The organism is Streptantibioticus cattleyicolor NRRL 8057 = DSM 46488 (assembly GCF_000240165.1).
Taxonomy (GTDB): domain Bacteria; phylum Actinomycetota; class Actinomycetes; order Streptomycetales; family Streptomycetaceae; genus Streptantibioticus; species Streptantibioticus cattleyicolor.
The window spans coordinates 1,860,001-1,886,748 of the sequence record NC_017586.1; the positions used below are offsets into that span (position 1 = coordinate 1,860,001).

The window sequence follows — 26,748 nt, forward strand, 5'->3', positions numbered from 1 at the left end:
GGCCCGGTACCGCCCGGGAATCGGCTCGGCATGAGTCACGAGAGCACGCCGTCGGGCCCTTGCCACCTGGTCCACCTGGAGCGCACCCGACGCACCGTGATGAGCGCGCGTGAGCTGCGGGCGCACGGGATGACCGGGCGGGCGCTGGCCGAACGGACGCGGCCGGGCGGGCCGTGGCGGGAACTGCTGCCGCAGGTGTACCTGCTGCACGAGGGGCCGGCCTCGGGCGAGGAGTGGCTGCGCGCCGCGCTGCTGTACGCCGGGCGGCCCCCGCGCGGCCAGGAGGGCGGCGGGGAGGCGATGCTCACCGGGCCGGCCGCGCTGGCGCTGCACGGCTTCGCCTCGGTGCCGGAGCCGCCCGGGCTGGGCCGGATCGACGTGCTGGTGCCGCGCCGGCGGCGGCTGCGGGACACCGGCCCGGTACGGCTGCGGCGGGCGCCGGTGCTGCCCCGGCCGGTGACGGTCGCCGGGCTGCCGTGCGCCCCGGTGCCGCGGGCGCTGGCCGACGCGGTCGAGCAGGCCACCGACACCCGTACCGTCCGTACGCTGCTGGTGGAGTCGGTGCGCGACGGGCACTGCGAAGCGGCCCGCCTGGTAAGGGAGTTGACGGTCGCCGGGCTGCTGGAGCGGCCCCATGTGACGGCCGCGGTGGCCGCGTTGCACGCCGAGGCCCGGTCGGCGGCCGAGGGGCTGCTGTACGAGATGGTGAGCCGGTACGGGCTGCCGGACCCGGTGTGGAACGTGGAGCTGCGGCTGCCCGGCGGCCCCGCCGTGGCCGTGGTGGACGCCTACTGGCCGCAGCAGGCGGTGGCGGTGGTGCTGGACGGGCGCGGGGTGCGCCACGACGAGCTGGAGCGGCTGGGGGTGACGGTGGTGACCGCGCCCGTCCGGCGGCTGCGCGGGTCCGCCGCGTGGCAGGCGGCGGCGGTGCGTACCGCGCTGGTGGCCGCCGAGGACCGGGAGCCCCACGCCTACCTGGTGGTCCTCCCCCGCTGAGACCGCCCACGGGGGCGCACCGCGTGGCAGGATGGCGTCATTCGTAACGAATGGCTGATCACTGCTGACGCGAAGGAGCTCAGGTGCCGGGAACGAACCTCACCCGCGAGGAGGCGCAGCGGCGGGCCCAGCTGCTCACCGTGGACTCCTACACCATCGACCTGGACATCAGCGACGCGGCGGATTCGGGCACGTTCCGGTCGGTGTCCGTGGTGCGGTTCGACTGCGCCGAGGAGGGCGCGGAGACCTTCATCGACCTGGTGGCCCCCACGGTGACCGAGGTGGTGCTCAACGGCACCGCGCTGGACCCGGCGGAGGTCTTCGCCGACTCGCGGATCACGCTGCCCGGGCTGCGCGCGGGGCGCAACGAGCTGACGGTGACGGCGGACTGCGCCTACACCAACACCGGTGAGGGGCTGCACCGGTTCACCGACCCGGTGGACGGCCAGACGTACCTGTACACCCAGTTCGAGGTGCCGGACGCGCGGCGGGTCTTCGCCGGCTTCGAACAGCCCGACCTGAAGGCCACCTTCGCCTTCACCGTCAAGGCCCCGGCCGGCTGGACGGTGATCTCCAACTCGCCCACCCCGGAGCCCACCGCGGACGGCGTGTGGGCCTTCGAGCCGACGCCGCGCATCTCCACGTACATCACCGCGCTCATCGCCGGGCCGTACCACAGCGTGCACAGCAGCTGGGAGGGGAAGGACCGTACCGTCCCGCTGGGCATCTACTGCCGGCCGTCGCTGGCCGAACACCTCGACGCCGAGGCCATCTTCGAGGTGACCCGGCAGGGGTTCGACTGGTTCCAGGAGAAGTTCGACTTCCCCTACCCGTTCGCCAAGTACGACCAGCTCTTCGTGCCGGAGTTCAACGCCGGGGCGATGGAGAACGCGGGCGCGGTCACCATCCGGGACCAGTACGTGTTCCGGTCGAAGGTGACGGACGCGGCGTACGAGACGCGGGCCGAGACGATCCTGCACGAGCTGGCCCACATGTGGTTCGGCGACCTGGTCACCATGGAGTGGTGGAACGACCTGTGGCTCAACGAGTCGTTCGCCACCTACACCTCGATCGCCTGCCAGGCGGCGGCGCCGGGCAGCCGCTGGCCGCACTCGTGGACCACGTTCGCCAACTCCATGAAGACCTGGGCGTACCGGCAGGACCAGCTGCCGTCCACCCACCCGATCATGGCGGACATCCGGGACCTCGACGACGTCCTGGTCAACTTCGACGGCATCACCTACGCCAAGGGCGCCAGCGTCCTCAAGCAGCTGGTGGCCTACGTCGGCGAGGACGAGTTCTTCCGCGGCGTACAGGCGTACTTCAAGCGCCACGCGTGGGGCAACACCCGGCTGACCGATCTGCTCGGCGCCCTTGAGGAGACCTCCGGGCGGGATCTGAAGACCTGGTCCAAGGCGTGGCTGGAGACCGCCGGCATCAACGTGCTGCGGCCCCGTATCGAGCTGGACGCGCACGGCACCATCGCCGCCTTCCACGTCGAGCAGGAGGCCCCGGCGCTGCCCGCGGGCGCCAAGGGCGAGCCCACGCTGCGCCCGCACCGGATCGCCATCGGCGCCTACGACATGCGGGACGGCAAGCTGGTGCGCACCGAGCGCGTAGAGCTGGACGTGGACGGCGCCCGCACCGAGGTCCCGCAGCTGGTGGGGCGCCCCCGCCCGGCGGTGGTGCTGCTCAACGACGACGACCTGTCGTACGCCAAGGTGCGGCTGGACGCCGACTCGCTGGCCGTGGTCACCCGGCACATCGGTGACTTCGCCGAGTCGCTGCCGCGCGCGCTGAGCTGGGCGTCGGCGTGGGACATGACGCGCGACGGGGAGCTGGCCACCCGCGAGTACCTGGAGCTGGTGCTGGGCGGCATCGGCAAGGAGTCGGACATCGGCGTGGTGCAGTCGCTGCACCGGCAGGTCAAGCTGGCGCTGGACCTGTACGCCGACCCCGAGTGGCGGCCGGCCGGGCTGGCCCGGTGGACCGAGGCGGCCTGGGAGCACCTGCGGGCCGCCGAGCCGGGCGGGGACCACCAGCTCGCCTGGGCGCGGGCGTTCGCCGCCACCGCCCGTACCGACGAGCAGCTGGACGAGCTGGCCGGGCTGCTGGACGGTTCGCGCACGGTGCCGGGGCTGGTCGTCGACGACGAGCTGCGCTGGGCGCTGCTGGAGCGGCTGGCGGCCACCGGGCGGGCCGGGGAGAAGGAGATCGAGGCGGAGCTGGCCCGGGACGCCACGGCGGCCGGCCAGCGGCACGCGGCGACCGCGCGGGCGGCCCGGCCGACCCCGGAGGCCAAGGCGCAGGCGTGGGCCTCGGTGGTGGAGTCCGACACGCTGCCCAACGCCGTCCAGGAGGCGGTCATCGGCGGCTTCGTCCAGACCGACCAGCGGGAGCTGCTGGCGCCGTACACCGAGAAGTACTTCGCCGCGGTGAAGCAGGTCTGGGAGAGCCGCAGCCACGAGATGGCCCAGCAGGTGGCCATCGGGCTCTACCCGGCGGTGCAGGTGGCCCAGGAGACGCTGGAGGCCACCGACGCGTGGCTGGCGTCGGCCGAGCCCAACGCGGCGCTGCGCCGGCTGGTGACCGAGGCGCGGGCGGGCGTCGAGCGCGCCCTGCGGGCCCAGGCGGCCGACCGCGCGGCGGCGGCCCGCGGCTGAACGCACGACGGCCCGGCCACCGGAGGCGACGCCTCCGGCGGCCGGGCCGGGCAGTTCGGGGTCAGCCCTGCGGCTTCTTCTTGCGCGAGCGGTCCAGGGCCATCACCAGGCCGGCGATGATCACGAAGAGTACGAGGGGGCAGCCCACGTAGAGCCCGAGGGTCTCGCCGACGCTCAGACCCGGCCCCGGGTCCATGCCGTTGGTGGCGAAGGCGGGCGACGACAGCAGCATCATGAGCGTCGTACCGGCGGCGATCGAGCCGGCGCGCAGGGCATTCTTGTTGACCACGGTCCAAACGTAGCGAAGGGTGCGGCGCCCCGCGCGCCCGGGGTGGCTCTCGGGTCATCCGGCGCCGGCCACCCCCTGCCGCAGCAGCTCGGCGAGGGCGTGCACCCGGGCGTCACCGGCCAGCCGTTCCAGGGTGACCGGGCGGCCCCGGTGGTCGGCGACGGGCAGCCGCCAGTTGGGGTACTCGTCCCGGGTGCCGGGCAGGTTCTGCGGGCGCCGGTCGCCGACCGTGTCCGGCAGCCACACGCCGATCAGCCGGGCCGGGGTGCGCAGCAGGAAGCGGTGGACGGCCCGGACGGCGCCCTCCTCGTCGTGGGCGCCCTCCGGCAGCAGGCCGAGCCGGCCGAGCAGCGCCAGCCATTCGGCGACCTCGGCGGTGTCCTGGCCCTGCTCGTCGGCGAGCGGACGGGTGAGCAGGCCGAGCCGGTGGCGCAGGGCCACGTGTTCGCCGGTGAGCCGGGCCGCGGTGCTGGGCAGGTCGTGGGTGGTGACGGTGGCCAGGCAGTCGGCGCGCCAGCGGTCCGGGGGCAGCGGGCGGCCGTCGCCGGTGTGGTCGCGTTCGAACCACAGCACCGAGGTGCCCAGGATTCCGTGGTCGGCCAGGCTCTCCCGCATCCCCGGCTCCACGGTGCCCAGGTCCTCGCCGATCACCACGGCGCCGGCCCGGTGCGCCTCCAGCGCGAGGACGCCGAGCATGGCGCCGGCGTCGTAGCGCACGTAGGTTCCCTCGGTGGGCGGACGTCCCTCGGGCACCCACCACAGCCGGGAGAGCCCCATGACGTGGTCGACGCGCAGGCCCCCGGCGTGCCGCAGCACCCCGCGCAGCAGATCGCGGTAGGGGGCGTAGCCGGTGGCGGCGAGGGCGTCCGGGCGCCACGGCGGCAGACTCCAGTCCTGGCCGCGGGGGTTGAACAGGTCCGGCGGGGCGCCGACGGACATCCCCCGGGCGAGGACGTCGCCGAGCGCCCACGCGTCGGCCCCCGAGGGGTGCACCCCGACCGCCAGGTCGTGCACGATGCCCACGGACATGCCGGCCCGCGCGGCGGCGGCGGAGGCCGCGGCGAGCTGGGTGTCGGTCAGCCAGGCGAGCCAGCAGTGGAAGTCCACCCGGTCCAGGCGTTCGCCGCGGGCGCGGGCGGTCTGCGCGGAGCGCGGGTCGCGCAGCGCGGCGGGCCAGGTATGCCAGTCGGAGCCGTGGAGTTCGGCCAGCGCGCACCAGGTGGCGTGGTCGTCGAGGGCCTGGCCGGCCTCGGCGAGGAAGTCGCAGTAGGCGGCGCGGCGGCCGGGGGCGAGCGGCACCTCGCGGACGATCTCCAGGGCCGCGCTCTTCAGCCGCCACACCGCGTCCCGGTCGATGAGCGCCCCCTCGTCGAGCACCGCCGCGCGCAGTTCGGCGGCGCGGGCGAGCAGCCCGTCGACCCGCGCCCGGGCGGCCGGCTCCAGGTAGGCGTACTCGGGGACCTCCTCCACCCGCAGGTAGACCGGGTCCGGGAAGCGGCGCGAGGAGGGCCGGTACGGGGAGGGGTCGGTGGGGTCGCCGGGGACGGCGGAGTGCAGCGGGTTGACGGTGAGGAAACCGGCGCCGAGCGCCCGTCCCGCCCACCCGGCCAGCTCCGCGAGGTCGCCGAGGTCGCCCATGCCCCAGGAGCGGGCCGACAGCAGCGAGTAGAGCTGCACCATCAGCCCGTAGGCGCGTCCGGCGGGGCCGGGCAGCCGGCCGGGGACGACGATCAGCGGGGCGGCGGCGGTACGCCCGTCCGGGGTGCGGGCGCGCAGCAGGTGGTGGCCGAGGGGGAGCGCGCCGTCGCCGGTGGCCGGACGCGCCGCGCCGGATCCGCCTTCGGGCACCACCGTCAGCTCGGTGCCCGGCGGCACCTCCAGGCGCAGCGGCGCACCGTCGCGTACCACCACGCACGGCGGCAGCAGCCGGGTGCGCGCCAACCGCTCGTGGCGGTCGAGCGCGTCGCGCACCGCGCCGGGGCCGGCGGCGTCCACACCGAGCGCGGCGAGCACGGCGACCACGGTGGCCTCGGGGACGTGCACGGTGCGGCCGGGCGCGGGCTGGTACGAGGTCTGGACCCCGTGCAGGGCGGCCAGCCGGGCGAGTGCGTCGGGCAGCGGGGCCCGGGTGCGGGGCGGTGCGGGGGCGGCCCCGTCGGCTCGGCCCATCAGATCTCCATCGGCCCCGGCACCGCGCCCACCGGGATCACCGCGGTGGGCTCGCTGGTCAGCGCCGGCTCCGCGGCCAGCGGCGGCTCGCTGGTCAGCGGTACGTCCTCGGCGAGCGGCGGCTCACTCGTCAACGGCGCCCCCACGGCGGCCCCGGCCGGCTCGGGCAGCCGGGCCGCCCAGGGTTTGGAAGGGGCCTCGTCGGCGTCCTCATGGCGTGCGGTGAGGGCGGACAGCAGCAACTCGACGGGGTGGGCCACGGGTGCCTCCGGCGGTCGGGACGGAACGGACACGTCAGCCCTACCCCGTGCGGGCCGGGCCACGCCCGCGACCTTCCCAGGTCGTCACGGCGTGACCACGCCGGTGTGCCGGACCCCGTATCGAGGGGCTTTCCCGTTACTGGGTGTTCAGGTCCAGGCCAAGGCTATTCTTGCCCGGTTCCACCGGGTGACCGCCGTCGAGGGTGCCCGTGGCAGCAGATCCTTGGCGTCGGAGTGTGGTGATCCGTGGAAACCCCCGATCGGGAGGGGCGGTCCGAGCAGCAGCGGTCGAGGGCCGCGCGATGGGCTCCGGTCACGCTCGGTACGGTCTTCGGCGCGCCGTACGCGGTACTCGCCGTCGCCCGCTACCGGCGGATGGCCGACACCTCCTGGGACCTGGGGATATTCGATGAGGCGGTACGCCACTACGCCCACTTCCAGGCGCCGGTCGTCGACATCAAGGGACCCGGGTTCGACATCCTGGGCGACCACTTCAGCCCGGTGCTCGCCGTACTCGCCCCCGTCTACCGGCTCTTCCCCGGCGCCGTCACCCTGCTGATCGCGCAGGCGCTGCTCCTCGGCGTCTCCGCGGTGCCGCTCACCCGGGCGGCGATCACCCGCCTCGGCACCGGACGCGGCACGGCGCTCGGCATCGCCTACGGAACCGCGTGGGGGCTGCAACGCGCCGCCGACAACGGCTTCCACGAAATCGCCTTCGCCGTCCCGCTGTTGGCGATGACCACCACGTGCCTGCTGGACCGCCGCGGGCGGGCGGCGGCCTGCTGGTGCCTGCCGCTGGTCCTCGTCAAGGAGGACCTCGGGCTCACCGTGGCGGCCGTCGGCGCCCTGCTGGTGCTGCGCCGGGAACGGGTGCTCGGCTGCGCGCTGGTGCTCTTCGGCACCGCCGCCTTCGCGGTCACCGTCGGCGTGCTGATACCGGCGATGAACTCCGCCGGCCACTACGACTACTGGTCCAAGGTGGGCGGCGGCGGGACCGCCGGCTCCCTCCTGAAGCCGTTCCTCTCCGGCTGGGACGTGAAGTCCCAGACCCTCCTCGTCCTCTTCGGCACCGTCGGCCTGCTCGCGCTGCGCTCCCCGTTGTGCCTGCTGGCGCTGCCCACCCTCGGCTGGCGGTTCACCGCCACCGACACCGTCTACTGGGGCACCGACTGGCACTACAGCGCGGTGCTGATGCCGATCGTCTTCGCGGCGCTGGTGGACGCGGTGGTGGCCGCCGAGTCCTCCCCGCGCCGGTGGCTGCGCGGCTGGGCGCACAACGTCGTCCCCGCCGTGCTCGGCATCGCCCTCACCTTCACCCTCGCCGGCCGGCTCCCGCTCCAGGACCTGCTGCACACCGCGACGTACGACCCCGGCCCGCGCGCCCCCGCGGCCCGGCACGCCCTCGCCGAGATCCCCGACAACGCCACCGTCGAGACCAACATCGGCCTGATGTCCCACCTCACCTCACGCTGCGACGTCTTCTGGGTCGGCGACACCAAGGGCCTCACCCCGCGCTACATCGCCCTCGACCTCCTCAACGGCTGGTCGACACCGGTCACGGACCCCGTGGGGTACGCGCGGTCCCTCCACCCCGGGGCGACCTACGCCCTCCTCTCCAACGTCGACGGCTACGCCGTCCTCCGCCTGAACTCCCCGGCGAACCGTTGACCCCCTGGGGTGCGCCCGTTTCTGCTTCGTCGTGGCTGACGTCACGGATGCTTCCCGCCCGCCCACCCGTGGCTGTACTCGTACAGTGCGGGATGCGCACTGTCTTCCTGGGTTTCCGGGGGCCCTCCGGGGTGACTCCTCGCTCCGCGTATCCGCCAAGGCTGCGCTCCGGCTGCTGGGTCGCTGCGGGGACACCCCTGCACGCCCCCGTTCTGTTGCGTTCCGCGCTGCGGCACGGAGGGGGTGAGAAAAAGACCGGGGTGACCCCAACCTCCTATCTCACCCCCCACCCGCGAAGTGAGGCACCCGCACGACGGCACAAGGGGGTGTGCCGGGGGTGTCCCCGCAGCGACCCAATAGCCGGAGCGCAACCATGGCGGATACGGGGAGCGAGGAGTCACCCCCGGCGCGCCCCCGACCCCGCACCGGCAATAGGCGAAGCCACCCCGTGCCGAACCAAACCAAAAACCCACCCCCACCCCCCACCGGACAGGGGCCGCCGGAGGCCACCCCGGCACCCTGAAACGGGCGAACCGGGCCACGGAGTAATGGCTGACCGCAAGCGCGTAGCGGACCCGTTGGGCAGCGGTGGCAAAAGCGATCGCGGCGGCTCGCGGGGGTGGTTAGCGTCAGCGGGGTGGCAGGGGAACGTGGTGAGGGAGACGTGCGGGTGCGGCCGGGCGGGGAGGGTGACGCCGGGGGGATCGCTCGGGTGCACCGGGAGTCGCGGGCCGGGACGATGCCGTATTTGCCGCCGCAGAGTCGGAGTCATGAGCAGGTGGTGCGGTGGGTGGAGGAGGTGGTGCTCGCCGGGTGCGAGGTGTGGGTGGCGGTGATGCCCGGCGAGGGGGAGGAAGAGGAGGTGGTGGGGTACGCGGCGGGTGCGGACGGGTGGTTGGAGCATCTGTATCTGCTGCCGCACGTCCGCCGTCGCGGCATCGGGACGCGGTTGCTGGAGCGGGCCCGCCGGTCCTGCCCGGCAGGGCTGTCGCTGCACGTGTTCGAGGCCAACACCGAGGCCCGCGCGTTCTACGAGCGTCACGGTTTCACCGTGGTCGCCACCGACGACGGCAGCGGCAACATGGAGCGGCTGCCCAGCCTCACCATGCGCTGGGCCCCGGCTCCGGCCCCGGCTCCGGCGCCGTCGACGGCGAGTTGACGTACCGTCAGGCAGACACCCGGGCCCGCGCGCCGCGGGCCCGGTACCACCGCAGGGGGAAGTAGACGACGACGCTGAACACGATGGCGTAGACGGTGTGCGTCAGCGTCGCGCCGCCTTGGCGCACCACGTTCCAGGCGGCCCAGCCGATCACGGCGACCAGTGGAACGGACATCACGGTCAGCCCCAGCGCCCCGCCGGGGATGCGGTAGGGGCGGGGCAGGTCGGGTTCCTTGACGCGTAGCGCGATGAGCGCGGCCAGTTCCATCAGCAGCGTGATGTTGGTGAGGATCACGTCGAAGTTGAGCAGGTTGCTGAAGGAGTCGTTGCAGAAGAGGGCGTAGAAGACCGAGCAGACCACGATGGCCACCACCGGGGTGCCGTACTTGGGGCTGGTGCGGACGAAGCGGCGCGGTATCCAGCCGTCCTCGGCCATCACGAACGGGATCCGCGAGTTGGACATCAGCAGCGAGGAGTACAGCCCCCACGCGGAGAACATGCCGCCGATGGAGACCGCCCACATCAGCCAGGCGCCGCCGAGGTGGCCGGCGATGGCGGCGAAGTCACCGTCGCCCCATTTGCTCCAGCCGCCGTCGGCCATGGCGCCGAGCGCGGGGATCACGTAGGCGGCGATGATCAGCGCGATCGCCAGGAAGAGCGCCTTGGGGAGGTTCTTGCGCGGGTTGTCGATCTCCTCGGTGACGGTGGAGATGGAGTCGAACCCGTTGTAGTTCCACATCACCACCAGCAGCCCGGCCCCCAGCGCCGACAGCGGCGAGGTGTGGGGCGGGGTGAAGGGGGCCACCGGGTTGACGTGGTGGGTGAAGAGCTGCGGGATGCCCCAGGCGGCGAGGAGGACGAAGGGGGCGATGGCGAGCACGGTGAAGACCAGCGAGCTGTCCCCGACGCTCTTGACCCCGCGGATGTTGAGCAGGGTCAGCGGCACCACGACGCAGACGACGCCGACCACCCAGTGCACGTCCACCACGAAGGAGCCGATCGGGCCGAAGCCGGGGACGGTGAACAGCTCGGTCTTGCCGTCGGCGGCCGAGGGCAGCAGGTTGGCCAGGTAGTCGGCGAACATCACCGGGTAGAGCGCCATGTCGACCAGGCTGGTCAGCCAGGACAACATGCCGACCTGGAAGCCCCCGAAGGCGCCGAAGGCCCGCTTGACCCACTGGTAGTAGCCGCCCTCGACCGGTATCGCCGAGCTGAGTTCGGAGGTGAACAGCGCCACCGGCACGCTGTAGATCAGCGGGGTGAGGAAGAGCAGCAGCATGGCGGCGCCCGGTCCCGAGGCGCTGAACAGCGGCTCCAGCCCGTACGCCCCGCCGGAGACGCTGAAGAAGATCAGCGCCACCAGCGGCATGAGCCGGACCTTGGACCGGAAGGTACGGGCGGGAGGGTCCACGGAGACGGGGGCGGTCAGCACAGGGGTGGTCCTCCTGGGGGGGGGCGACGGGGAATGGTCCCCCCATATTCAGGTGCTCCCCTGCCGGGCACAACGCACAGTCTGTCAACTTCGCGGTAACGGGAATGGCAGAGTGTGAGCGCCGGCCCCGCGGTTCAGCGCTGCTCGTCCGCGACGCCGGCGACGAAGTGGTCGAACTCGCCGGCCTTGACGCCCTTGACGAACGCCTCCCACTTGGCGTGGGTGGTGACCGCGACGGTCTCGGGGCGGGTGGCCTCCCGCAGGTAGACCAGGCCGTCGTCGCCGAAGCCCACTTCGATGACCTCACGCCCGGTGTCGGCCTCGGCCGTGCTCGGCCTGCGCCAGGTGATCTCGGGCACCATTCCTCCCCGTCCGCTCGACGTCCCTCGATGCGACCACGTTATCGGTGTCCGGCGCCGTCCGGCAGTCGCCGCGGGCACCGGTGGCGGGCACGACGACGCCCGCCCACGGCGCGGCGGGCGCCGTGGGCGGGCCGGGTTGCACACGGCAAGACGAAGGCCCGGACTTCAGGCCGATATGCCGTCGATCCGGGCCAGGGCGTCGTCCGCGCCGTATGGCTGCAGGTATGGCAGCCAGCGCGGGTCCCTATGGCCGGTGCCGATGATGCGCCAGGCCAGGCCGGTGGGCGGGGCGGGCTGGTGGCGCAGCCGCCAGCCCAGTTCGGTGATGTGCCGGTCGGCCTTGACGTGGTTGCACCGGCGGCAGGCCGCCACCACGTTGTCCCAGGTGTGCTTTCCGCCCCGGCTGCGCGGAATGACGTGATCGACGCTGGTTGCGGCGCATCCGCAGTACGCGCATTTTCCGCCGTCCCTGGCGAAGAGGGCCCGACGGGTGAGCGGAACCGGGCCCCGAAAGGGGACCCGGACGAATTTTGTGAGCTTCACGACACTGGGTGCCGGAAGGGCTCGGGTCGCGCTGTGCATCAGGGCGCCGGATTCCTCGAGGCAGATGGCCTTGTTGTTGAGGACGAGAACGAGCGCGCGGCGGAGCGGTACGACGCCGAGGGGCTCGTACGACGCGTTGAGGACCAGGACATGCGGCACGGATGCCTCCTTATACGCCGGCGGCGCGTGGCTCGCGCCGGGACGATCTCCCACAAGTGTCACCGCAAGGACGCTTCCGGCGCCACCATGACCGGGTAACAAGCGGGAGGTCATTTACGGTGCGCACTCTTTACATCCGTGCATTCCGGACGGGCGATGGGGTGACCCGGTTGCCCCATTAGGGTGGTGAGGATTCGGCCCGTCTGCCGTCACCCCCGTCACCGACGGGCCCGTGTGAAGCGACACGGAAGGCTCCCGGAAGGTTTTTCTGCTGTGCTCTGGTCCTGGTTCACCACCGCCGCCGCCGGTCCCGCCGCCGGCCCCGATCCGCTCGGCCACGCCCAGGAGACCGCGAACAACGCCGCGAGCTGGGTGGAGAACAACTGGATGAACTGGGTGGAGGCGGCGCTGCGCATCGTGCTCATCGTGGTCGTCGCGATGGTGCTGCGCGCCACCGTGCGCCGCATGATCACCAAGCTCATCGCCCGGATGAACCGCAACGTCACCGGGCGGCCGGCCGGCGCGCTGGGCGGGCTGCTGGTCAACGCCGAGCGCCGCCGGCAGCGCAGCGAGGCGATCGGCTCGGTGCTGCGCAGCGTCGCCTCGTTCGTCATCATGGGCACCGCGGCGCTCACCGTGCTCTCGGTGCTCAAGATCAATCTGGCTCCGCTGCTGGCCAGCGCCGGGGTGGCGGGCGTCGCGGTCGGTTTCGGCGCGCGCAACCTGGTCACCGACTTCCTCTCCGGCGTCTTCATGATCCTGGAGGACCAGTACGGGGTCGGGGACGTGATCGACGTGGGGGTGGCCACCGGCACCGTGATCGAGGTCGGGCTGCGGGTGACCAAGCTGCGCGGCGACAACGGCGAGATCTGGTACGTGCGCAACGGCGAGGTCAAGCGGGTCGGCAACCTCAGCCAGGGGTGGGCCACCGCCGTGATCGACGTCCAGGTCGGCTACGGGCAGGACCTGGACCGGGCGCGGGAGCTGATCTCCCGGGCGGCCGAGGAGATGGCCGGCGACGAGCCGTGGGACGAGGCGCTGTGGGAGCCGGTGGAGGTGCTGGGCCTGGAGTCGGTCAGCGCCGACTCGGTGGTGATCCAGGCGCAGGCCAAGACGATGCCCGGCAAGGCGGCCGGGGTGGCGCGGGAGCTGCGCTGGCGGATCAAGAAGGCGTTCGACGCGGAGGGCATCGCCATCGTGGGCGGCACGCCGAGCGCCACCGTGGCCGACGGCGTCGCGGCGGCGGACGGGGCGGCCCCGTCCGCCCTGGCCGACCCGGAGTCGCCGCAGGCCAAGGCGACGGCACCGATAGCGCAGGAGGCCGCCGAGCAGCCGTCCGGCGGGGCCTCCCACACCCATGGCGCGCGGCTGGGCAAGGACGACTGACCCTGCCCCGCGCCAACGGCCCCCGGTGAACCGCCGGGGGCCGTTGCCGTCCGGCCTCTTGACGGGGAAATGGCCCGGCCCTAACTTTCCAGTCACCGATAGGAAACTTTCCTAATAGAGGGCGGGTCTCGGTCGCCCCGGGAGGGAGCGGGCGGTGGCCGGAACACCTGGTACGCCCCGTGTGCTGCGGGCCATGAACGACCGGGCCGCGCTCGATCTGCTGCTGGCGCACGGGCCGCTCTCCCGGACCCGGATCGGTGAGCTGACCGGGTTGTCCAAGCCGACCGCCTCGCAGCTGCTGGCCCGGCTGGAGGCGGCCGGCCTGGTGGTGGCCACCGGCACCACCGCGGGGCGCCCGGGGCCCAGCGCGCAGCTGTACCGGGTCAACCCGGACGCCGGTTACGTGGCCGCGCTCGACGTGGCCCCCGACCGGATCACCGCGGCCGTCGCCGACATCGGCGGCGCGGTGCGCGGCGAGCACGTCCTGGTCACCCGGGGACGCTCCGCCGCGCGCACCCCGGCCCGTACCGTCGCCCAGGTCACCTCGGTGATCGAGACCGCGGCCGAGCGGGCCGGGATCGACCGCTCCCGGCTCAACCGGGTGGTGATCGGCATCCCGGGCGCGCTCGACCCGGTCACCGGCGTGCTGCGGTACGCGGCCCATCTGCCCGGCTGGCACTCGCCGTCCCTGCTGGAGGAGTTGGGCTCCGCGCTCGGGGTGCCGCTGGCGGTGGAGAACGACGTCAACCTGGCGGCGGTGGCCGAGCAGAGCGCCGGCGCCGCGGCGGGGTGCGAGGACTTCGTGCTCTTCTGGGCCGACGAAGGCATCGGCGCCGCGATCGTGCTGGGCGGCCGGCTGCACCGCGGGGCCACCGGCGGCGCGGGCGAGGTGGGCTACATCCCGCTGCCCGGGGCGCCGGTGCTGCACAACGTCAGCCGGGCCAACACCGGCGGCTTCCAGGAGCTGGCGGGCGGCGAGGCGGTGCTGAAGCTGGCCCGGCAGGGCGGGCTGACCGCGCGCACCCCGCGCGAGGCGGTCGCCAAGGCGGTGGCCGGGAGCCCGCACGACCCGGACGCGGCGGCGGTCCTGAAGGAGCTGGCGGTGCGCTTCGCCACCGGGCTCGCCGCGATCGTCGGGGTGCTCGACCCGCAGCGGGTGGTCCTCTCCGGCGGCGTGATCACCGCCGGCGGCGAGGAGCTGCGCGCGCGCATCGCCGAGGAGCTGTACCAACTGGCCATCCCCCGGCCGCCGTTGCTGCTCGGCACGGTGGAGGGGTCACCGGTGCTGGCCGGCGCCGTGCAGCGCGCGCTGACCGCCGCCCGCGACGAGCTGTTCGACACCCTGGCCCCCTGACCCGGCCGCCCGTTCCGTACCCCCTCCGGCCCCGGCCGCGTACCGGGCCGCACCCCCGCACACCCTTTTCCGCCCGGAATGCCCTGCTTTCACCCACCCCATGTGCACCCCGAGGAGATCCAGCATGCTCCGCCCGACGAGAGCCCGACTCACCCGAGCGTGTGCCGCCGTGACGGCCGCCGCGTCCATCGCCCTGCTGGCCGGGGCCTGCACCGGCCAGGGCGGCACCCGGGCCGACGACGACCCGAACAAGCCGGTGACCATCAACTTCTGGCACGGCTGGAGCGCCCCGTCCGAGGTCAAGGCGGTGAACGCCGCCATCGCCGGGTTCGAGAAGGCCCACCCCGCCATCCATGTGCACGCGGTCGCCAACGTCAACGACGACAAGGTCAACCAGGCGCTGCGCACCTCGGGTCCGGACGCCCCGGACGTGATCTCCTCGTTCAGCACCGACAACGTCGGCGGCTTCTGCCACTCCGGGGCGCTCACCGACCTCACCCCGTTCCTGAAGAAGTCCGGCATCGACCCGCGGCGCACCTTCCCCAAGCCGATGCTGGACTACACCGCCTACCAGGGCGTCCGCTGCACCCTGCCGCTGCTCGGCGACGCCTACGGGCTCTACTACAACAAGGACGCCTTCAAGGCCGCCGGGATCCAGGAACCGCCGAAGACGTGGTCGCAGTTCAAGGCCGACGCGGTCAAGCTCACCAAGACGTCCGGCGATAAGTACTCCCAGCTCGGCTTCATGCCCGACTTCCACGGCTACGAGACCCGTCCCTCGCACTACGTCGCCCAGTGGAACCCGGTCTACTTCGACGCCCAGGGCAAGGCGCAGCTGGCCAAGGACCCCTCCTTCGGCAAGATGTTCACCTTCCAGAAGGACCTGGTGGACTCGCTCGGCGGCTACGCCAAGCTGGAGAAGTACCGCAACACCTTCGGCGACGAGTACGGCTCCAAGAACCCGTTCCACACCGGCCAGGTGGCCATGTCGCTGGACGGCGAGTGGCGGCTGGGCATGGCCGAGGCGGCCGGGGTGAAGTTCCCGATCGGGGTGGCGCCGCTGCCGGTGCCGGACGACCAGGCGAGCACCTACGGCAAGGGCTACATCACCGGCACGATCATCGGCGTCGCGGCGCACAGCGCCAAGCAGAACGCCGCCTGGGAGTTCGTGAAGTACCTGACCACCGACACCGACGCGGTGGTGAACTTCGCCAACGGCATCCACAACGTGCCCTCCACGCTGGCCGCCCTGGACTCCCCCAAGCTGGTGGCCGACCCCGGCTTCCGCACGTTCCTGGACATCGCCCGCAACCCGCGCAGCAGCACCACCCCGGCGTCCCCCAACGGCGGCCAGTACATCACCTCCATGGAGGACTTCGCCTACTCCTACGAGTCCGGCCGCACCACCGACCTGGCCGGCGGGCTGGCCAGGCTGGACGCCCAGATCGACCGCGACACCGCCCAGGCGAAGTAGCCGTGGCCGCCGCCCTCGCGGCCGGCCCCGGCCGCCCCGCCCCCGCGCTGAAGGCCAGGCGCCGCCGCCAGGCGCTGGTGACGCTGGCCTTCCTGGCGCCCTGGCTGATCGGCTTCGCCGTCTTCTTCGCCTACCCGCTGCTGTCCACCGTCTACTTCTCCTTCATGAAGTACGACGGCTTCCGCCCGCCGGTCTTCACCGGCGCCGCCAACTGGCGTTACGTCTTCGCCCACTACCCGCTGTTCTGGCCGGCGCTGCGCAACACGCTGTGGCTGGTGGCGGTGATGGTCAGCGCCCGGGTGGTCTTCGGGCTCGGCGTCGGGCTGCTGATCACGAAGATCAAGACCGGCGCCGGTTTCTTCCGCACCGCCTTCTACCTGCCCTACCTGGCCCCGCCGGTGGCCGCCACCATGGCCTTCGCCTTCCTGCTCAACCCCGGCACCGGCCCGGTGAACCACCTGCTGGGCGACCTCGGGCTGCCGCAGCCGGGCTGGTTCAACGATCCGTCGTGGTCCAAGCCGGCGCTGACCATGCTCGCCCTGTGGGGCATCGGCGACCTGATGGTGATCTTCATGGCCGCCCTGCTCGACGTGCCCAAGGAGCAGTACGAGGCGGCCGAGCTGGACGGCGCCGGGCCCTGGCAGCGCTTCCGGTACGTGACCTTGCCGGTGATCTCCCCCATCGTGCTGTTCGCGGTGGTCACCGGGGTCATCCAGACGATGCAGTACTACACGCAGCCGATCGTCGCCGGAAAGGTGGCCAGCGGCATCATCGGCAATTCCGGCCAGGCGTTCGAGCCGGGTTATCCGGACCATTCCACCCTGACCTTGCCGCAACTCGTCTACAACCTCGGCTTCCAGCGGTTCGACACCGGTTCCGCCTGCGTCATCGCGCTGGTGCTCTTCGCCATCGCCATGGCGTTCACCGCGCTGCTGATGCGCCGCCGGGGCGGCCTGTTCCAGGCCGGGGAGTGATCCACATGACCGACGTCCTCACCTCCCCCTCGTCCACCTGTGCGGCGCCCGCCGCGAAGACCCCGCCGGCGGTGCGCCGGAAAGCGGTGCTGCACTGGACAGCGGTGCACGCGCTCGGCGTGGCGGCGGCGCTCTTCTTCGTGCTGCCGTTCGTCTTCGTGCTGCTGACCTCGTTGATGAGCGACAACCAGGCGCTCACCCGCAGCCTGTGGCCGCACCCGTTCGTCTGGCACAACTACGTCAGCGTCTTTTCCACCCCGGGGTTCCTCACCTGGTGGCGCAACAGCCTGGTGTACGCGGTGTGCGGCACGCTGCTCACCGTGGTCTCCAGCATTCCGGTGGCGTACGCGCTGGCGAAATTCCGGTTCCGCGGCCGGCATCTGTCGCTGATGCTGGTGGTGGCCACCATGATGCTGCCGCCGCAGGTGGTCGTGGTGCCGATGTACCTGTTCTGGGCGAATCAGCTCCACCTGTCCGGGACGCTGTGGCCGCTGATCATCCCGATGGCGTTCGGCGACGCGTTCACCATCTTCCTGCTGCGGCAGTTCCTGGTCACCATTCCGGACGAATACACCGACGCCGCCCGGGTGGACGGCTGCGGGGAACTGCGCACGCTGCTGCGGGTCGTGCTGCCGATGGCGAAACCGGCGGTGGCGGCGGTGGCCCTGTTCCAGTTCTTCTACTGCTGGAACGACTATTTCGGTCCGCAGATCTACGCCAGTGAGAACCCGGCCGCCTGGACGCTCAGTTACGGCCTGGAATCCTTCAAGGGGGCCCACCAGACGAGCTGGAACCTGACCATGGCGGCCACGATGCTGGTCATGGCACCGGTGATCATTGTGTTCTTCTTCGCCCAGAAGGCGTTCGTCGAAGGCGTGACGCTGACAGGAGTCAAAGGCTGATGGTGAATTCCCTGAGCCGCCCGGTGAAGCTGGCGGTGGTCGGCGGGGCGTCGACCTACACCCCCGAACTGATCGACGGTTTCGCCCGGTTGCGGGAGGTGCTGCCGCTGGCCGAGCTGGTGCTGGTCGACCCGGCGGCCGAACGCCTGGAGGTGATCGGCGCGCTGGCCCGCCGCATCTTCGCCCGGCAGGGCCACCCGGCCACCGTGACCTGCACCTCCGACCTGGAGGCGGGCGCGGCCGACGCCGACGCGGTCCTGCTCCAACTGCGCGTCGGCGGCCAGGCGGCCCGGCAGCGGGACGAGACGTGGCCGCTGGAGTGCGGCTGCGTCGGCCAGGAGACCACCGGCGCGGGCGGCCTGGCCAAGGCGCTGCGCACCGTCCCGGTGGTGCTCGACATCGCCGAGCGGGTCCGCCGGGTGGCGCCGCGGGCGTGGATCGTGGACTTCACCAACCCGGTCGGCATCGTCACCCGCGCCCTGCTCCAGGCCGGCCACCGGGCGGTCGGGCTGTGCAACGTGGCCATCGGCTTCCAGCGCAAGTTCGCCGCGCTGCTCGACGTCGACCCGGGCCGCCTCCACCTGGAACACGTCGGCCTCAACCACCTCACCTGGGAGCGGGCGGTACGGCTGGACGACCCCGAAGGCACCGACCTGCTCCCCGCTCTGCTGGCCGAGCACGGCGCGGCCGTCGCCGAGGACGTCCGCCTCCCGCGTGACCTGCTCGACCGGCTCGGCACGGTCCCCTCGTACTACCTGCGCTACTACTACGCCCACGACGAGGTGGTGCGGGAGCTGCGCACCAAGCCGTCGCGGGCCGCCGAAGTGGCCGCCCTGGAGGCCGAGTTGCTGCGGCTGTACGCCGATCCGGCGCTGGACGAGAAGCCCGAGCAGCTCGCCGGGCGCGGCGGCGCCTTCTACTCCGAGGCGGCCGTGGCGCTCGTCTCCGCGCTGCTCGGCGACACCGGTGAAGTGCAGGTGGTCAACGCCCGCAACGACGGCACGCTGCCCTTCCTGCCCGACGACGCGGTGATCGAGGTGCCGGCCAGGGTGACCGCCTCCGGGGTGGCCCCGCTGCCGGTGGCCCCGCTGGAGCCGCTGTACGCCGGGCTGGTGGCGGCGGTCACCGGGTACGAGCACCTGGCGTTGGAGGCGGCGCTGCGCGGCGGCCGGGACCGGGTGTTCGCGGCGCTGCTGGCGCATCCGCTGGTGGGCCAGTACGAACACGCCGAGCAGCTCACCGACCGGCTGGTCGCGCACAACCGGGAGCACCTGGCGTGGGCCTGACCTCTGCGGCGTCCGTGCCCGGTGGCGTGCTCGCCATCGACGCGGGCAACAGCAAGACCGACGTGGCGGTGGTCGCCGCCGACGGGACCGTCCTGGGGACGGCCCGCGGCGGGGGCTTCCAGCCGCCCGTCGTCGGCACCGAGGAGGCCGTGGCGGGGCTGGTGCCGCTGGTCGCCGAGGCCGCCCGGCAGGCCGGCGCGGCCCCCGGCGCCGCCCCGCTGGCCTCGTACGTCTCCGCCTGCCTGGCCAACGCGGATTTCCCCGTGGAGGAGGAACGGCTCCAGGCCGCGCTGCACGCCCACGGCTGGGGGGAGCGCACGCACGTGGCCAACGACACCTTCGCGATCCTGCGCGCCGGGGTGGACGAGCCGCGCGGGGTGGCGGTGGTCTGCGGCGCCGGGATCAACTGCGCCGGGCTGCTGCCGGACGGGCGCACCGCGCGTTTCCCGGCGATAGGGCGGATCTCCGGCGACTGGGGCGGCGGCGGCTTCCTCGCCGAGGAGGCGCTGTGGCACGCGGCCCGGGCCGAGGACGGCCGGGGTGAGCCCAGCGCCCTGGCGACCGCGCTCCCGGCGCACTTCGGCCTCGGTTCGATGGCCGAGCTGATCGAGGCGCTGCACCTGGGCCCGGTGCCCGCGGACCGCAAGCACGAACTGGCCCCGGTGCTCTTCCGGGTGGCCGCCGCCGGGGACGCGGTGGCCACCCGGATCGTGGAGCGCCAGGCGGCCGAGGTCGCGGTGATGGCCGAGGTGACGCTGGACCGGCTCGGGCTGCTCGACGAGGAGGCGGTGGTCGTCCTCGGCGGCGGTGTGCTCGCCGCCCGCCACCCCCAGCTGATGGACGCCCTCCACCGCCGTCTGTCGGTCACCGCCCCCAAGGCCGTCACCCGTGTCGTCACCGCCCCGCCCGTCCTGGGCGCCGCCCTGCTCGGCCTGGACCAGCTGGCCGCCCCGCCCGCCGCCCACGCCCGCGTACGGGCCCACTACGCGGCGGACGCCCCGGCCCGGACGGAAGGGGGCCCGTCGAGGGCACCGGCGTCCTGACCGCGGGACCGCCGCCGCGCACCCCGGTCGCCGGGGCGCTAGGTGGTCGGGCGCCCGGGTGGCCATACTGCTGGCCGGGACGTGTGGTGGTCAGGGCGGGCGCGGAGGGGGCGGGGTGGCGGTCACGTCGGCTGGGGGCGCGGAGGGCGTGGCGGCGCGGCCTCCGGCGGTCGTCGAGGGGGTGCGGCGGCTGCGCGGCGCGGCGGCCACCGAGCCGGGCCGGCTGCGGCTGGCCGGGCTGGTGCTGACGGCGCTGCTGATCGCGTTCGGTTCGGTGACCGCCTGGCAGGTGACCGGACGCGCCGCGGCGGCCGACGACGTGGCCAGGTGCAGCCAGCCGCTGAGCGCCGCCGCCGCGGAGATCTACCGTTCGCTGGCCGACGCCAACACCACGGCGGCGGCCGGATTCCTGGTCACCGGGCAGGAACCGGCGGTGGTGCGCCGTCGTTACCAGGAAGACATCCGTACCGCCGGCCGTCTGATCGCCAACGCGGCCGAGAGCAGCGGCGGTTCGCCCGACGCCCGTGCCCAGGTGGAGCTGCTCGCCACCCAACTGCCCGGCTACACCGGCCTGGTGGAGACCGCCCGTGCCGACAACCGTCAGGGGCTGCCGCTCGGCGGGGCCTATCTGCGGTACGCGGACGCCCTGATGACCGGCACCCTGCTGCCCGCCGCCCGCAAGCTGTACGAGGCCGAGAACGCCCGGCTCGGCCAGGACTACGCGGCGGCGCGGGCGCTGCCGTGGGCCGCGTGGACGCTGGGCGCCGTCTCGCTCGCCGCCCTGGGCTGGTTCCAGCGGCGCACGTACCTGCGGACCAACCGGGTGTTCAACCCCGGTCTGCTGGCCGCCACCACGGCCGCCGCCGTCACGCTGCTGTGGCTGGCCGCCGGGCACACCGTGGCCCGCGACGGGCTGGCCGACGCCTGGCGGCACGGCGCCCGAACGGCACGCATCCTCGGCCAGGCCCGGATCGCCTCGCTGACCGCCCGCGGCGACGAGAACCTGGCGCTGGTCGCCCGGGGCACCGGCACCGGCTACGAGGACGCCTACCGGGCCGGCATCACCACGCTGGGCGGCACCGGTGACGGCCTGCTCGCCCGCGCCCTGGCCGCCGCCGACGGGGCGGAGGACCGGGCGCCGGTACGCGCCGCCGCCGAGGCCGCCGCCCGCTGGCGGACCCGGCACGCCCAGGCGCACGCCGCCGACGTCGACGGCGACTACGACACCGCGCTGGCGCTGGTGATCGGCGGCAAGGACGCCACCGGGCACCTCGTCCCGGAGACCACCGGCACCTGGTTCGACCAGGTCGACCGTGACCTCCGACTGGCCGTCGACCGCGGCAACGACCGGTTCCGGCAGGCCGCCGGGGACGCCCGCGGCGCGCTGGACGCCCTCCCGGCGGGCGCGGTCCTGCTGACGGTGCTGGGCGCGGCGGGCACGGTCACCGGCGTCGGGCGACGGCTGGCGGAGTACCGGTGACGGCCCGGGGAACGGACGAGGGGAGCACGCCGATGGACGGTCCGGACGCCACCACGACGACCGGCCGCCCCGTGGCGCCGGGACGCCGTACGGGCCGGCTGCGCGGCTGGGGCGGAGTCGGGTCGATGGCGGCGGCGTGCGCGCTGGCGCTGGCCGTCACCGTGTCGGTGCTGCTGTGCCCGGGGCGGGACGCCGGCCACCGCGCGGGCACCTCCGGCACCGGGGTCGCCCACGCCCGCCAGGCGGTGGCCACCAGGTCGTGCCGGGGCCCGGAGGCGAGCCTGCGCCCGTCCGCCGCGGCCGGCCCCGCCGTACGGCGCATCCAGGCCCGCGGCTACCTGGTCGTCGGCGTGGACCAGAGCAGCTACCTGTGGGGGTACCGCGATCCGGCCACCGGACGGATCACCGGCTTCGACATCGACCTGGTGCGGGCGATCGCCCGTGACCTGCTCGGCCCCGACCCGCGGATCGTCTACAAGACCGTCCCGACCGACGAGCGCATCCCCGCGATAAGGTCCCGCCAGGTGGACATGGTGGTACGCACCATGACCGTCAACTGCGACCGGATCCGCCAGGTCGCCTTCTCGACCGCCTACTTCGTGGCCGGACAGCAGCTGCTGGTGCCCAGGGCCGGCAGCGAGGTGACCGGTTTCGACACCAGCCTGAAGGGCAAGAACGTGTGCACGGCCTCCGGTTCCACCGGTCAGGCGCTGCTCGACGAGGGGGCGCACGGTGCGCGGGTGGTGCTCGTCCCCAACCAGCTCGACTGCCTGGTGCGGCTCCAACTCGGCCAGGTGGACGCGGTGCTGACCGACAACGCCCTCGCCGCGGGCCAGGCCGCGCAGGACCCCGCGGTCCACCTGATCGGCGCCCCGCTCACCCGGGAGCCGTACGCGGTGGCGATGAATCCGGCCGACACCGACCTGGTCCGCCGGGTCGACAAAGTGCTGGACGACTACCGCGGCGGCGGGGCGTCGGGCCCGTGGATGCGCGCCTACACCAAGTGGCTCGCCCGCGACCTGCCCGGCGTCACCGGACCGCCGGCGCCGCGGTACCGGGATTGACGACGGGCCCCCGGCCGCGCGGGGCCGGCCGGGGAACGAGGGACGAAGGACGAAGGGACCGAGCCGGGAAGGGAGTTCGATGGCCGTAGCGGGACCTGCGGGACCGGTGATGAGCCGGGAGGAGGTGGACCGCGCCCTGGCGCGCCTGGGCGCGGAGTACGAGGCGATCGCCGGTTCGCTGCTCGTCCTCCAGGACCACGCGGCCCGCGAGCGGCTGGCGGCGACCGTGCTGACCGGGGTCACCCGGCGGCGGTGGTCCGCCGTCGCCCCGGCGCTGCCCTGCCTGCGGGCGCAATTGGCGGTGTACGAGGAGGCGTTGCGCACCGCCCGCGCGCTGCGGGGCCGGCGCCGCTGGCCCGCCTCGGCCGATCTGGCGGAGCTGACCGGCCTGCTGCGCGGCACCGGCGTCACGGTGACCTGCGCCCCGGTGCCGGACGCCGCGGAGCAGCCGTGGCCCGCCACGCCCCCGACCGAGCGGACCAGCCTGGAGGACCTGGCCGAGCGGATGAACGGCTGGTACGAGCGCGTCTTGGAGGTGGTGCGGGGCGCCGAGGCGGTCTGGGCGGTGCTGCCGGCCCGGATCGACCTGCTGATCGCCGAGGCCGGCCGGGTCGGCGCGCTGGCCCGTTCGGTCGGGGTGACCCCGGGCGAGCACCCGGCCGGTGACGAACTGGAACGGCTCGACGCCGAACTGGCCGCGTTCCGCGCCGAGGTGCTCGCCGATCCGCTCGCCTTCTGGCTGCCCGCCCGGGGCCGCGGCGGCGCCCCGGGCCGTCCCGACGCCACCCGCTACGAGCGGGCCGAGCACCAACTGGAGGACATCCGGCGCGAGGTGGAGGCGGTGCTCCACGTCCGCGAGGACGCCGACCACCGGCTGCTGCGGGTACGCGACGTGCTCTCCCGCGCCGACCGCACGCTGACCGAGGCCCGGGCGGCGCGCGGCGAGGTGCTCGCCAAGATCGCCGCCTCCGAGGTGCCCGCGGTCCAAGGCCCCTCCACCGACCTGCACGAACAGCTCGCCACCGCCGAGGCGTACCGCCGGGCCGGCCACTGGCACCGCCTCTCCCCGCTGCTGGACCGCGTCGAGGAACGCGCCGACGAGGAACTCGCCCGCGCCCGCGACTCGTTGACCGCGGTCACCACACCGCTCGCGGTACGGGCCGAACTGCGCGGCCGGCTCGACGCCTACAAGGCGAAGGCGGCCCGGCACGCGGTGGCCGACGACCCGCTGCTCGCCGAACGGTACGACCAGGCCCGCCGCCTGCTGTGGAGCGCGCCGTGCGACCTGCGCGCCGCCGAGCACGCCGTGCTGCGCTACCAGCGCGCGGTGGCCGAGGCGCTGGCGCCGGACGCCCCGAACCCGGACGCGGGGGGTGACCGCCGGTGAACTGCGGCCGGCCGGGCTGCCCCGGCGCCCTGGAGGACGTCGGCGACGGCGCCGTCTACTGCGACACCTGCGGGCTGGCACCCCGCGCCGCGTCGTCCCCGGCCGACGCCGGTCCGCCGGGGACGACGAGGACGAGGGGGACGACGGGCGGGCCGCCGACCGCGCGGCTGGTGCCGGTCCGCGGCTCGGGCCGTACCGGGTCGGGGGCGAGCGGCGGTACGGGACGGGGCCGGCTGGGCGCGGGGGTGCTGTCGGTGCCGCCGGTCCCCCGGCCGGATCCGCGCGCCGCGGTGCCGGCCGATCCGCGGGTGCCGGAGGGGAAGCGTTACTGCGGACGCTGCGACGCCCCGGTGGGCCGTTCCCTGGGCGACCGGCCGGGACGCACCGAGGGCCGGTGCACCGCCTGCGGCACCCCCTACTCGTTCGCCCCCAAGCTGCGCCCCGGGGACGTGGTGCACGGCCAGTACGAGGTGGCCGGATGCCTGGCCCACGGCGGGCTGGGGTGGATATACCTGGCCGTGGACCGCGCGGTCAGCGACCGCTGGGTGGTCCTCAAGGGGCTGCTGGACACCGGTGACCCGGACGCGCTGGCCGCGGCGGTCGCCGAACGCCGCTTCCTCGCCGAGATCGAACACCCCAACATCGTGCGGATCTACAACTTCGTCGAGCACCGCGATCCGCGCTCGGGCACCCTCGACGGCTACATCGTGATGGAGTACGTCGGCGGCAAGTCGCTGCGGCAGATAGCCAACGAGCGGTACACGCCGGACGGCCGGCGCGATCCGCTCCCGGTCGGACAGGCCGTCGCCTACGGCATCGAGGCGCTGGAGGCGCTGGCCCATCTGCACAGCCGCGGGCTGCTGTACTGCGACTTCAAGGTGGACAACGCCATCCAGCAGGAGGACCGCCTCAAGCTCATCGACCTGGGCGCGGTGCGCCGGGTCGACGACCTGACGAGCCCCATCTTCGGCACCCCCGGGTGCCAGGCCCCCGAGGTGACCACCGCCGGCCCCTCGGTCGCCTCCGACCTGTACACGGTGGCCCGCACGCTGGCCGTGCTCACCTTCGACTTCCAGGGGTACACCACCGTCTTCGCGCACTCCCTGCCCGACCCCGCCCACATCGAGGTCTTCCGCCGCCACGAGTCGTTCCACCGTCTGCTGCTCCGGGCCACCGACCCGGACCCGGCACGCCGCTTCGGCTCCGCCGAGGAAATGGCCGACCAACTCACCGGCGTCCTGCGCGAAGTGGTCGCCCTCACCACCAACACCCCCCGCCCCGCCCTGTCCACCCTCTTCGGCCCCGAACCCCGCGTCCCCGACCCCGAGGTCGTCGCCCCCCGAGCGCCCTCCCCCACCCCCCGCCCACCCCGCGAAGGCCGCCTACGGCGAGTCCGGCTGCCGGGACGCGGACGACACCCGGAGCGCGCGTCACGGTGGCCGTCGGGACCGGACGTACCGGCCCCGCACGCGCCCGAAGGCGCACAGCTCCCGGAGCCCGCGCTGCGAGCGGAACGCGTACGGCAGCCAGGACGTGGCGAACCGAAGACGCCGGGCCCGGGCCGACCGAACACACACGCCCCAGCCGGGCCGTACGCGCCGGACCCCGACGGGCCTCCCACCCCGCGGGCGGAACACCGACAGCGACCGGGACTCGGCACACCAAATGCGCCGGGCCCGGGCCGACCGAACACACACGCCCCGGCCGGGCCCCACACGCAGCGGCCACACCTCCCTCACCCCACCGAGTCGTCCGTCCATGTGCGTCCGCTGGACGGCGCCGTCGCGGGGCTCGTTCTGCCGGTGCCGCACGTGGATCCGGGTGACCCCGCCGCCGCGTTCCTCGCCGGGCTGGCCGGCGCGCCGCCGGGGCAGGTGTTGGCGGCGCTGGCGGGGGCGCCGGCCTCGGGGTCGGTGGAGCGGTGGCTGCGGGAGTTGCGGGCCCGGCTGGAGCTGGGGCAGCGGGAAGCGGTGGCCGAGGTGCTGGCGGCGCTGGAGCGGCGGCACCCGGAGGACTGGCGGGTGGTCTGGTACCGCGGGGTGGCCGCGCTGACGGACGGCGACCACGCCGCCGCGGCGGTGGCCTTCGACGCCGTCTACGACGCGTTCCCCGGCGAGCCGGCGCCCAAGCTGGCGCTGGCGGTCTGCGCGGAGGCCCTGGGGCGGCCGGAGGAGGCGGCCGGGTACTACCGGCTGGTGTGGACCACGGACCACGCCTACGTCTCGGCCGCGTTCGGCCTGGCCCGGGTGCTGCTGGCGCGGGGCGAGCGGGCCGAGGCGGTGGCGGTGCTGGAGTCGGTGCCGGAGTCGTCGGCGTACTGCGCCGCCGCCCGGGTCGCCGCGGTGCGCGCCCGGCTGCGGGGCCGTTCGCCGGACGAGCCGTTGCTGCCCGAGTTGCTCGCCGCGGCCCGGCAGATCGAGCTGTTGACGGCGGCCGGCATCGACCCCGTCCGAAGAGAGACACTGGTCACGGAGGTGCTGGGCACCGCCCTCGACTGGGTACTGGCAGGACGGCAGGGCGCCGCGCCCGGTACCGTGCCGCAGACCGCCTTGCTGGGCGACGGGGTGACCGAACGCGAACTGCGTCTCGGTCTGGAGCGCTCCTACCGGGTGCTGGCCCGGCTCGCGCAGCGGGGCGAGGAAAGGATCGAACTGGTGGAACGTGCCAACCGCGTCCGCCCCCGGACCTGGGTGTGACC

Annotated in this window: 21 protein-coding genes; 15 read left to right on the plus strand and 6 right to left on the minus strand. The window is 73.8% G+C overall.

Annotation, left to right across the window (positions count from 1 at the left end):
- Positions 1-30: 30 nt before the first annotated feature.
- On the plus strand, positions 31-996 hold the full coding sequence (locus tag SCATT_RS08130) for a hypothetical protein (protein ID WP_014142514.1): 966 nt from the start codon (positions 31-33) through the stop codon (positions 994-996).
- Positions 997-1,079: 83 nt separating this feature from the next.
- Positions 1,080-3,659, plus strand: a complete 2,580-nt coding sequence (gene pepN, locus SCATT_RS08135) for an aminopeptidase N (RefSeq protein WP_014142515.1) — start codon at positions 1,080-1,082, stop codon at positions 3,657-3,659.
- Positions 3,660-3,720: 61 nt separating this feature from the next.
- On the opposite strand, the gene SCATT_RS08140 is transcribed toward pepN, so the two are convergent.
- Genes SCATT_RS08140 through SCATT_RS08150 form a run of 3 tightly spaced genes read right to left on the minus strand, consistent with a single transcriptional unit; the run spans position 3,721 to position 6,377 of the window.
- Positions 3,721-3,948, minus strand: coding sequence for a hypothetical protein (locus tag SCATT_RS08140; RefSeq protein WP_014142516.1), 228 nt, complete (start codon positions 3,946-3,948; stop codon positions 3,721-3,723).
- 54 nt (positions 3,949-4,002) lie between these two features.
- Positions 4,003-6,117 carry a 4-alpha-glucanotransferase gene (malQ, locus tag SCATT_RS08145; RefSeq protein WP_014142517.1) on the minus strand — a complete coding sequence of 705 codons (2,115 nt, stop codon included), beginning with the start codon at positions 6,115-6,117 and terminating at the stop codon, positions 4,003-4,005.
- Positions 6,117-6,377 carry a hypothetical protein gene (locus tag SCATT_RS08150; protein ID WP_014142518.1) on the minus strand — a complete coding sequence of 87 codons (261 nt, stop codon included), beginning with the start codon at positions 6,375-6,377 and terminating at the stop codon, positions 6,117-6,119. The genes malQ and SCATT_RS08150 overlap by 1 nt, the downstream gene beginning before the upstream one ends.
- 246 nt (positions 6,378-6,623) lie before the next feature.
- Between SCATT_RS08150 and SCATT_RS08155 the strand changes: the two genes are divergently transcribed.
- Entirely contained in the window at positions 6,624-8,045 is a 1,422-nt protein-coding gene (locus SCATT_RS08155; RefSeq protein WP_014142519.1) for a DUF2079 domain-containing protein, read from the plus strand.
- 781 nt (positions 8,046-8,826) lie between these two features.
- Positions 8,827-9,204, plus strand: a complete 378-nt coding sequence (locus SCATT_RS08160; protein WP_322972938.1) for a GNAT family N-acetyltransferase — start codon at positions 8,827-8,829, stop codon at positions 9,202-9,204.
- 7 nt (positions 9,205-9,211) lie between these two features.
- Here SCATT_RS08160 and SCATT_RS08165 read toward each other — a convergent pair whose 3' ends face one another.
- From SCATT_RS08165 to SCATT_RS08175, 3 genes are all read right to left on the minus strand, one after another.
- A complete protein-coding gene (locus SCATT_RS08165) occupies positions 9,212-10,636 on the minus strand; it encodes an APC family permease (protein WP_014142521.1) in 1,425 nt (474 codons plus the stop codon).
- Positions 10,637-10,770: 134 nt separating this feature from the next.
- Complete coding sequence (locus tag SCATT_RS08170; protein WP_014627698.1) at positions 10,771-10,998, minus strand: DUF397 domain-containing protein; 228 nt, start codon at positions 10,996-10,998, stop codon at positions 10,771-10,773.
- 165 nt (positions 10,999-11,163) lie between these two features.
- Positions 11,164-11,700, minus strand: a complete 537-nt coding sequence (locus SCATT_RS08175; RefSeq protein WP_014142523.1) for an HNH endonuclease — start codon at positions 11,698-11,700, stop codon at positions 11,164-11,166.
- A 273-nt stretch (positions 11,701-11,973) separates the two neighbouring features.
- Between SCATT_RS08175 and SCATT_RS08180 the strand changes: the two genes are divergently transcribed.
- From SCATT_RS08180 to SCATT_RS08230, 11 genes are all read left to right on the plus strand, one after another.
- The gene (locus SCATT_RS08180) at positions 11,974-13,086 is read left to right on the plus strand and encodes a mechanosensitive ion channel family protein (protein ID WP_014142524.1); all 1,113 of its coding nucleotides are present in this window, start codon (positions 11,974-11,976) and stop codon (positions 13,084-13,086) included.
- Positions 13,087-13,279: 193 nt separating this feature from the next.
- Positions 13,280-14,440 carry an ROK family transcriptional regulator gene (locus SCATT_RS08185; protein ID WP_014142525.1) on the plus strand — a complete coding sequence of 387 codons (1,161 nt, stop codon included), beginning with the start codon at positions 13,280-13,282 and terminating at the stop codon, positions 14,438-14,440.
- A gap of 124 nt (positions 14,441-14,564) precedes the next feature.
- Complete coding sequence (locus SCATT_RS08190) at positions 14,565-15,914, plus strand: ABC transporter substrate-binding protein (RefSeq protein ID WP_014142526.1); 1,350 nt, start codon at positions 14,565-14,567, stop codon at positions 15,912-15,914.
- Positions 15,915-15,916: 2 nt separating this feature from the next.
- Positions 15,917-16,888 (plus strand): carbohydrate ABC transporter permease, encoded by a 972-nt coding sequence (locus SCATT_RS08195; protein WP_014142527.1) that lies wholly within the window; start codon positions 15,917-15,919, stop codon positions 16,886-16,888.
- 5 nt (positions 16,889-16,893) lie between these two features.
- Complete coding sequence (locus SCATT_RS08200; RefSeq protein WP_014142528.1) at positions 16,894-17,790, plus strand: carbohydrate ABC transporter permease; 897 nt, start codon at positions 16,894-16,896, stop codon at positions 17,788-17,790.
- 23 nt (positions 17,791-17,813) lie between these two features.
- Positions 17,814-19,076, plus strand: a complete 1,263-nt coding sequence (locus SCATT_RS08205) for a 6-phospho-beta-glucosidase (RefSeq protein WP_041825046.1) — start codon at positions 17,814-17,816, stop codon at positions 19,074-19,076.
- Positions 19,067-20,119 carry an N-acetylglucosamine kinase gene (locus tag SCATT_RS08210; RefSeq protein ID WP_014627700.1) on the plus strand — a complete coding sequence of 351 codons (1,053 nt, stop codon included), beginning with the start codon at positions 19,067-19,069 and terminating at the stop codon, positions 20,117-20,119. Before SCATT_RS08205 ends, SCATT_RS08210 begins: the two co-directional genes overlap by 10 nt.
- 115 nt (positions 20,120-20,234) lie before the next feature.
- Positions 20,235-21,599, plus strand: a complete 1,365-nt coding sequence (locus tag SCATT_RS08215; protein WP_014142531.1) for a hypothetical protein — start codon at positions 20,235-20,237, stop codon at positions 21,597-21,599.
- A 32-nt stretch (positions 21,600-21,631) separates the two neighbouring features.
- Positions 21,632-22,663, plus strand: coding sequence for a glutamate ABC transporter substrate-binding protein (locus tag SCATT_RS08220; RefSeq protein ID WP_014142532.1), 1,032 nt, complete (start codon positions 21,632-21,634; stop codon positions 22,661-22,663).
- A 79-nt stretch (positions 22,664-22,742) separates the two neighbouring features.
- Positions 22,743-24,050, plus strand: coding sequence for a hypothetical protein (locus tag SCATT_RS08225; RefSeq protein WP_014142533.1), 1,308 nt, complete (start codon positions 22,743-22,745; stop codon positions 24,048-24,050).
- Positions 24,047-26,746, plus strand: a complete 2,700-nt coding sequence (locus SCATT_RS08230; protein ID WP_014142534.1) for a serine/threonine-protein kinase — start codon at positions 24,047-24,049, stop codon at positions 26,744-26,746. Before SCATT_RS08225 ends, SCATT_RS08230 begins: the two co-directional genes overlap by 4 nt.
- Positions 26,747-26,748 lie beyond the last annotated feature (2 nt).

Coding starts and splice junctions, on each gene's coding strand:
- SCATT_RS08130 (WP_014142514.1), top strand. CDS start 31: ATGAGTCACGAGAGCACGCCGTCGGGCCCTTGCCACCTGGTCCACCTG.
- malQ (WP_014142517.1), bottom strand. CDS start 6,117: ATGGGCCGAGCCGACGGGGCCGCCCCCGCACCGCCCCGCACCCGGGCC.
- SCATT_RS08170 (WP_014627698.1), bottom strand. CDS start 10,998: ATGGTGCCCGAGATCACCTGGCGCAGGCCGAGCACGGCCGAGGCCGAC.
- SCATT_RS08185 (WP_014142525.1), top strand. CDS start 13,280: ATGAACGACCGGGCCGCGCTCGATCTGCTGCTGGCGCACGGGCCGCTC.
- SCATT_RS08190 (WP_014142526.1), top strand. CDS start 14,565: ATGCTCCGCCCGACGAGAGCCCGACTCACCCGAGCGTGTGCCGCCGTG.
- SCATT_RS08200 (WP_014142528.1), top strand. CDS start 16,894: ATGACCGACGTCCTCACCTCCCCCTCGTCCACCTGTGCGGCGCCCGCC.
- SCATT_RS08220 (WP_014142532.1), top strand. CDS start 21,632: ATGGACGGTCCGGACGCCACCACGACGACCGGCCGCCCCGTGGCGCCG.
- SCATT_RS08225 (WP_014142533.1), top strand. CDS start 22,743: ATGGCCGTAGCGGGACCTGCGGGACCGGTGATGAGCCGGGAGGAGGTG.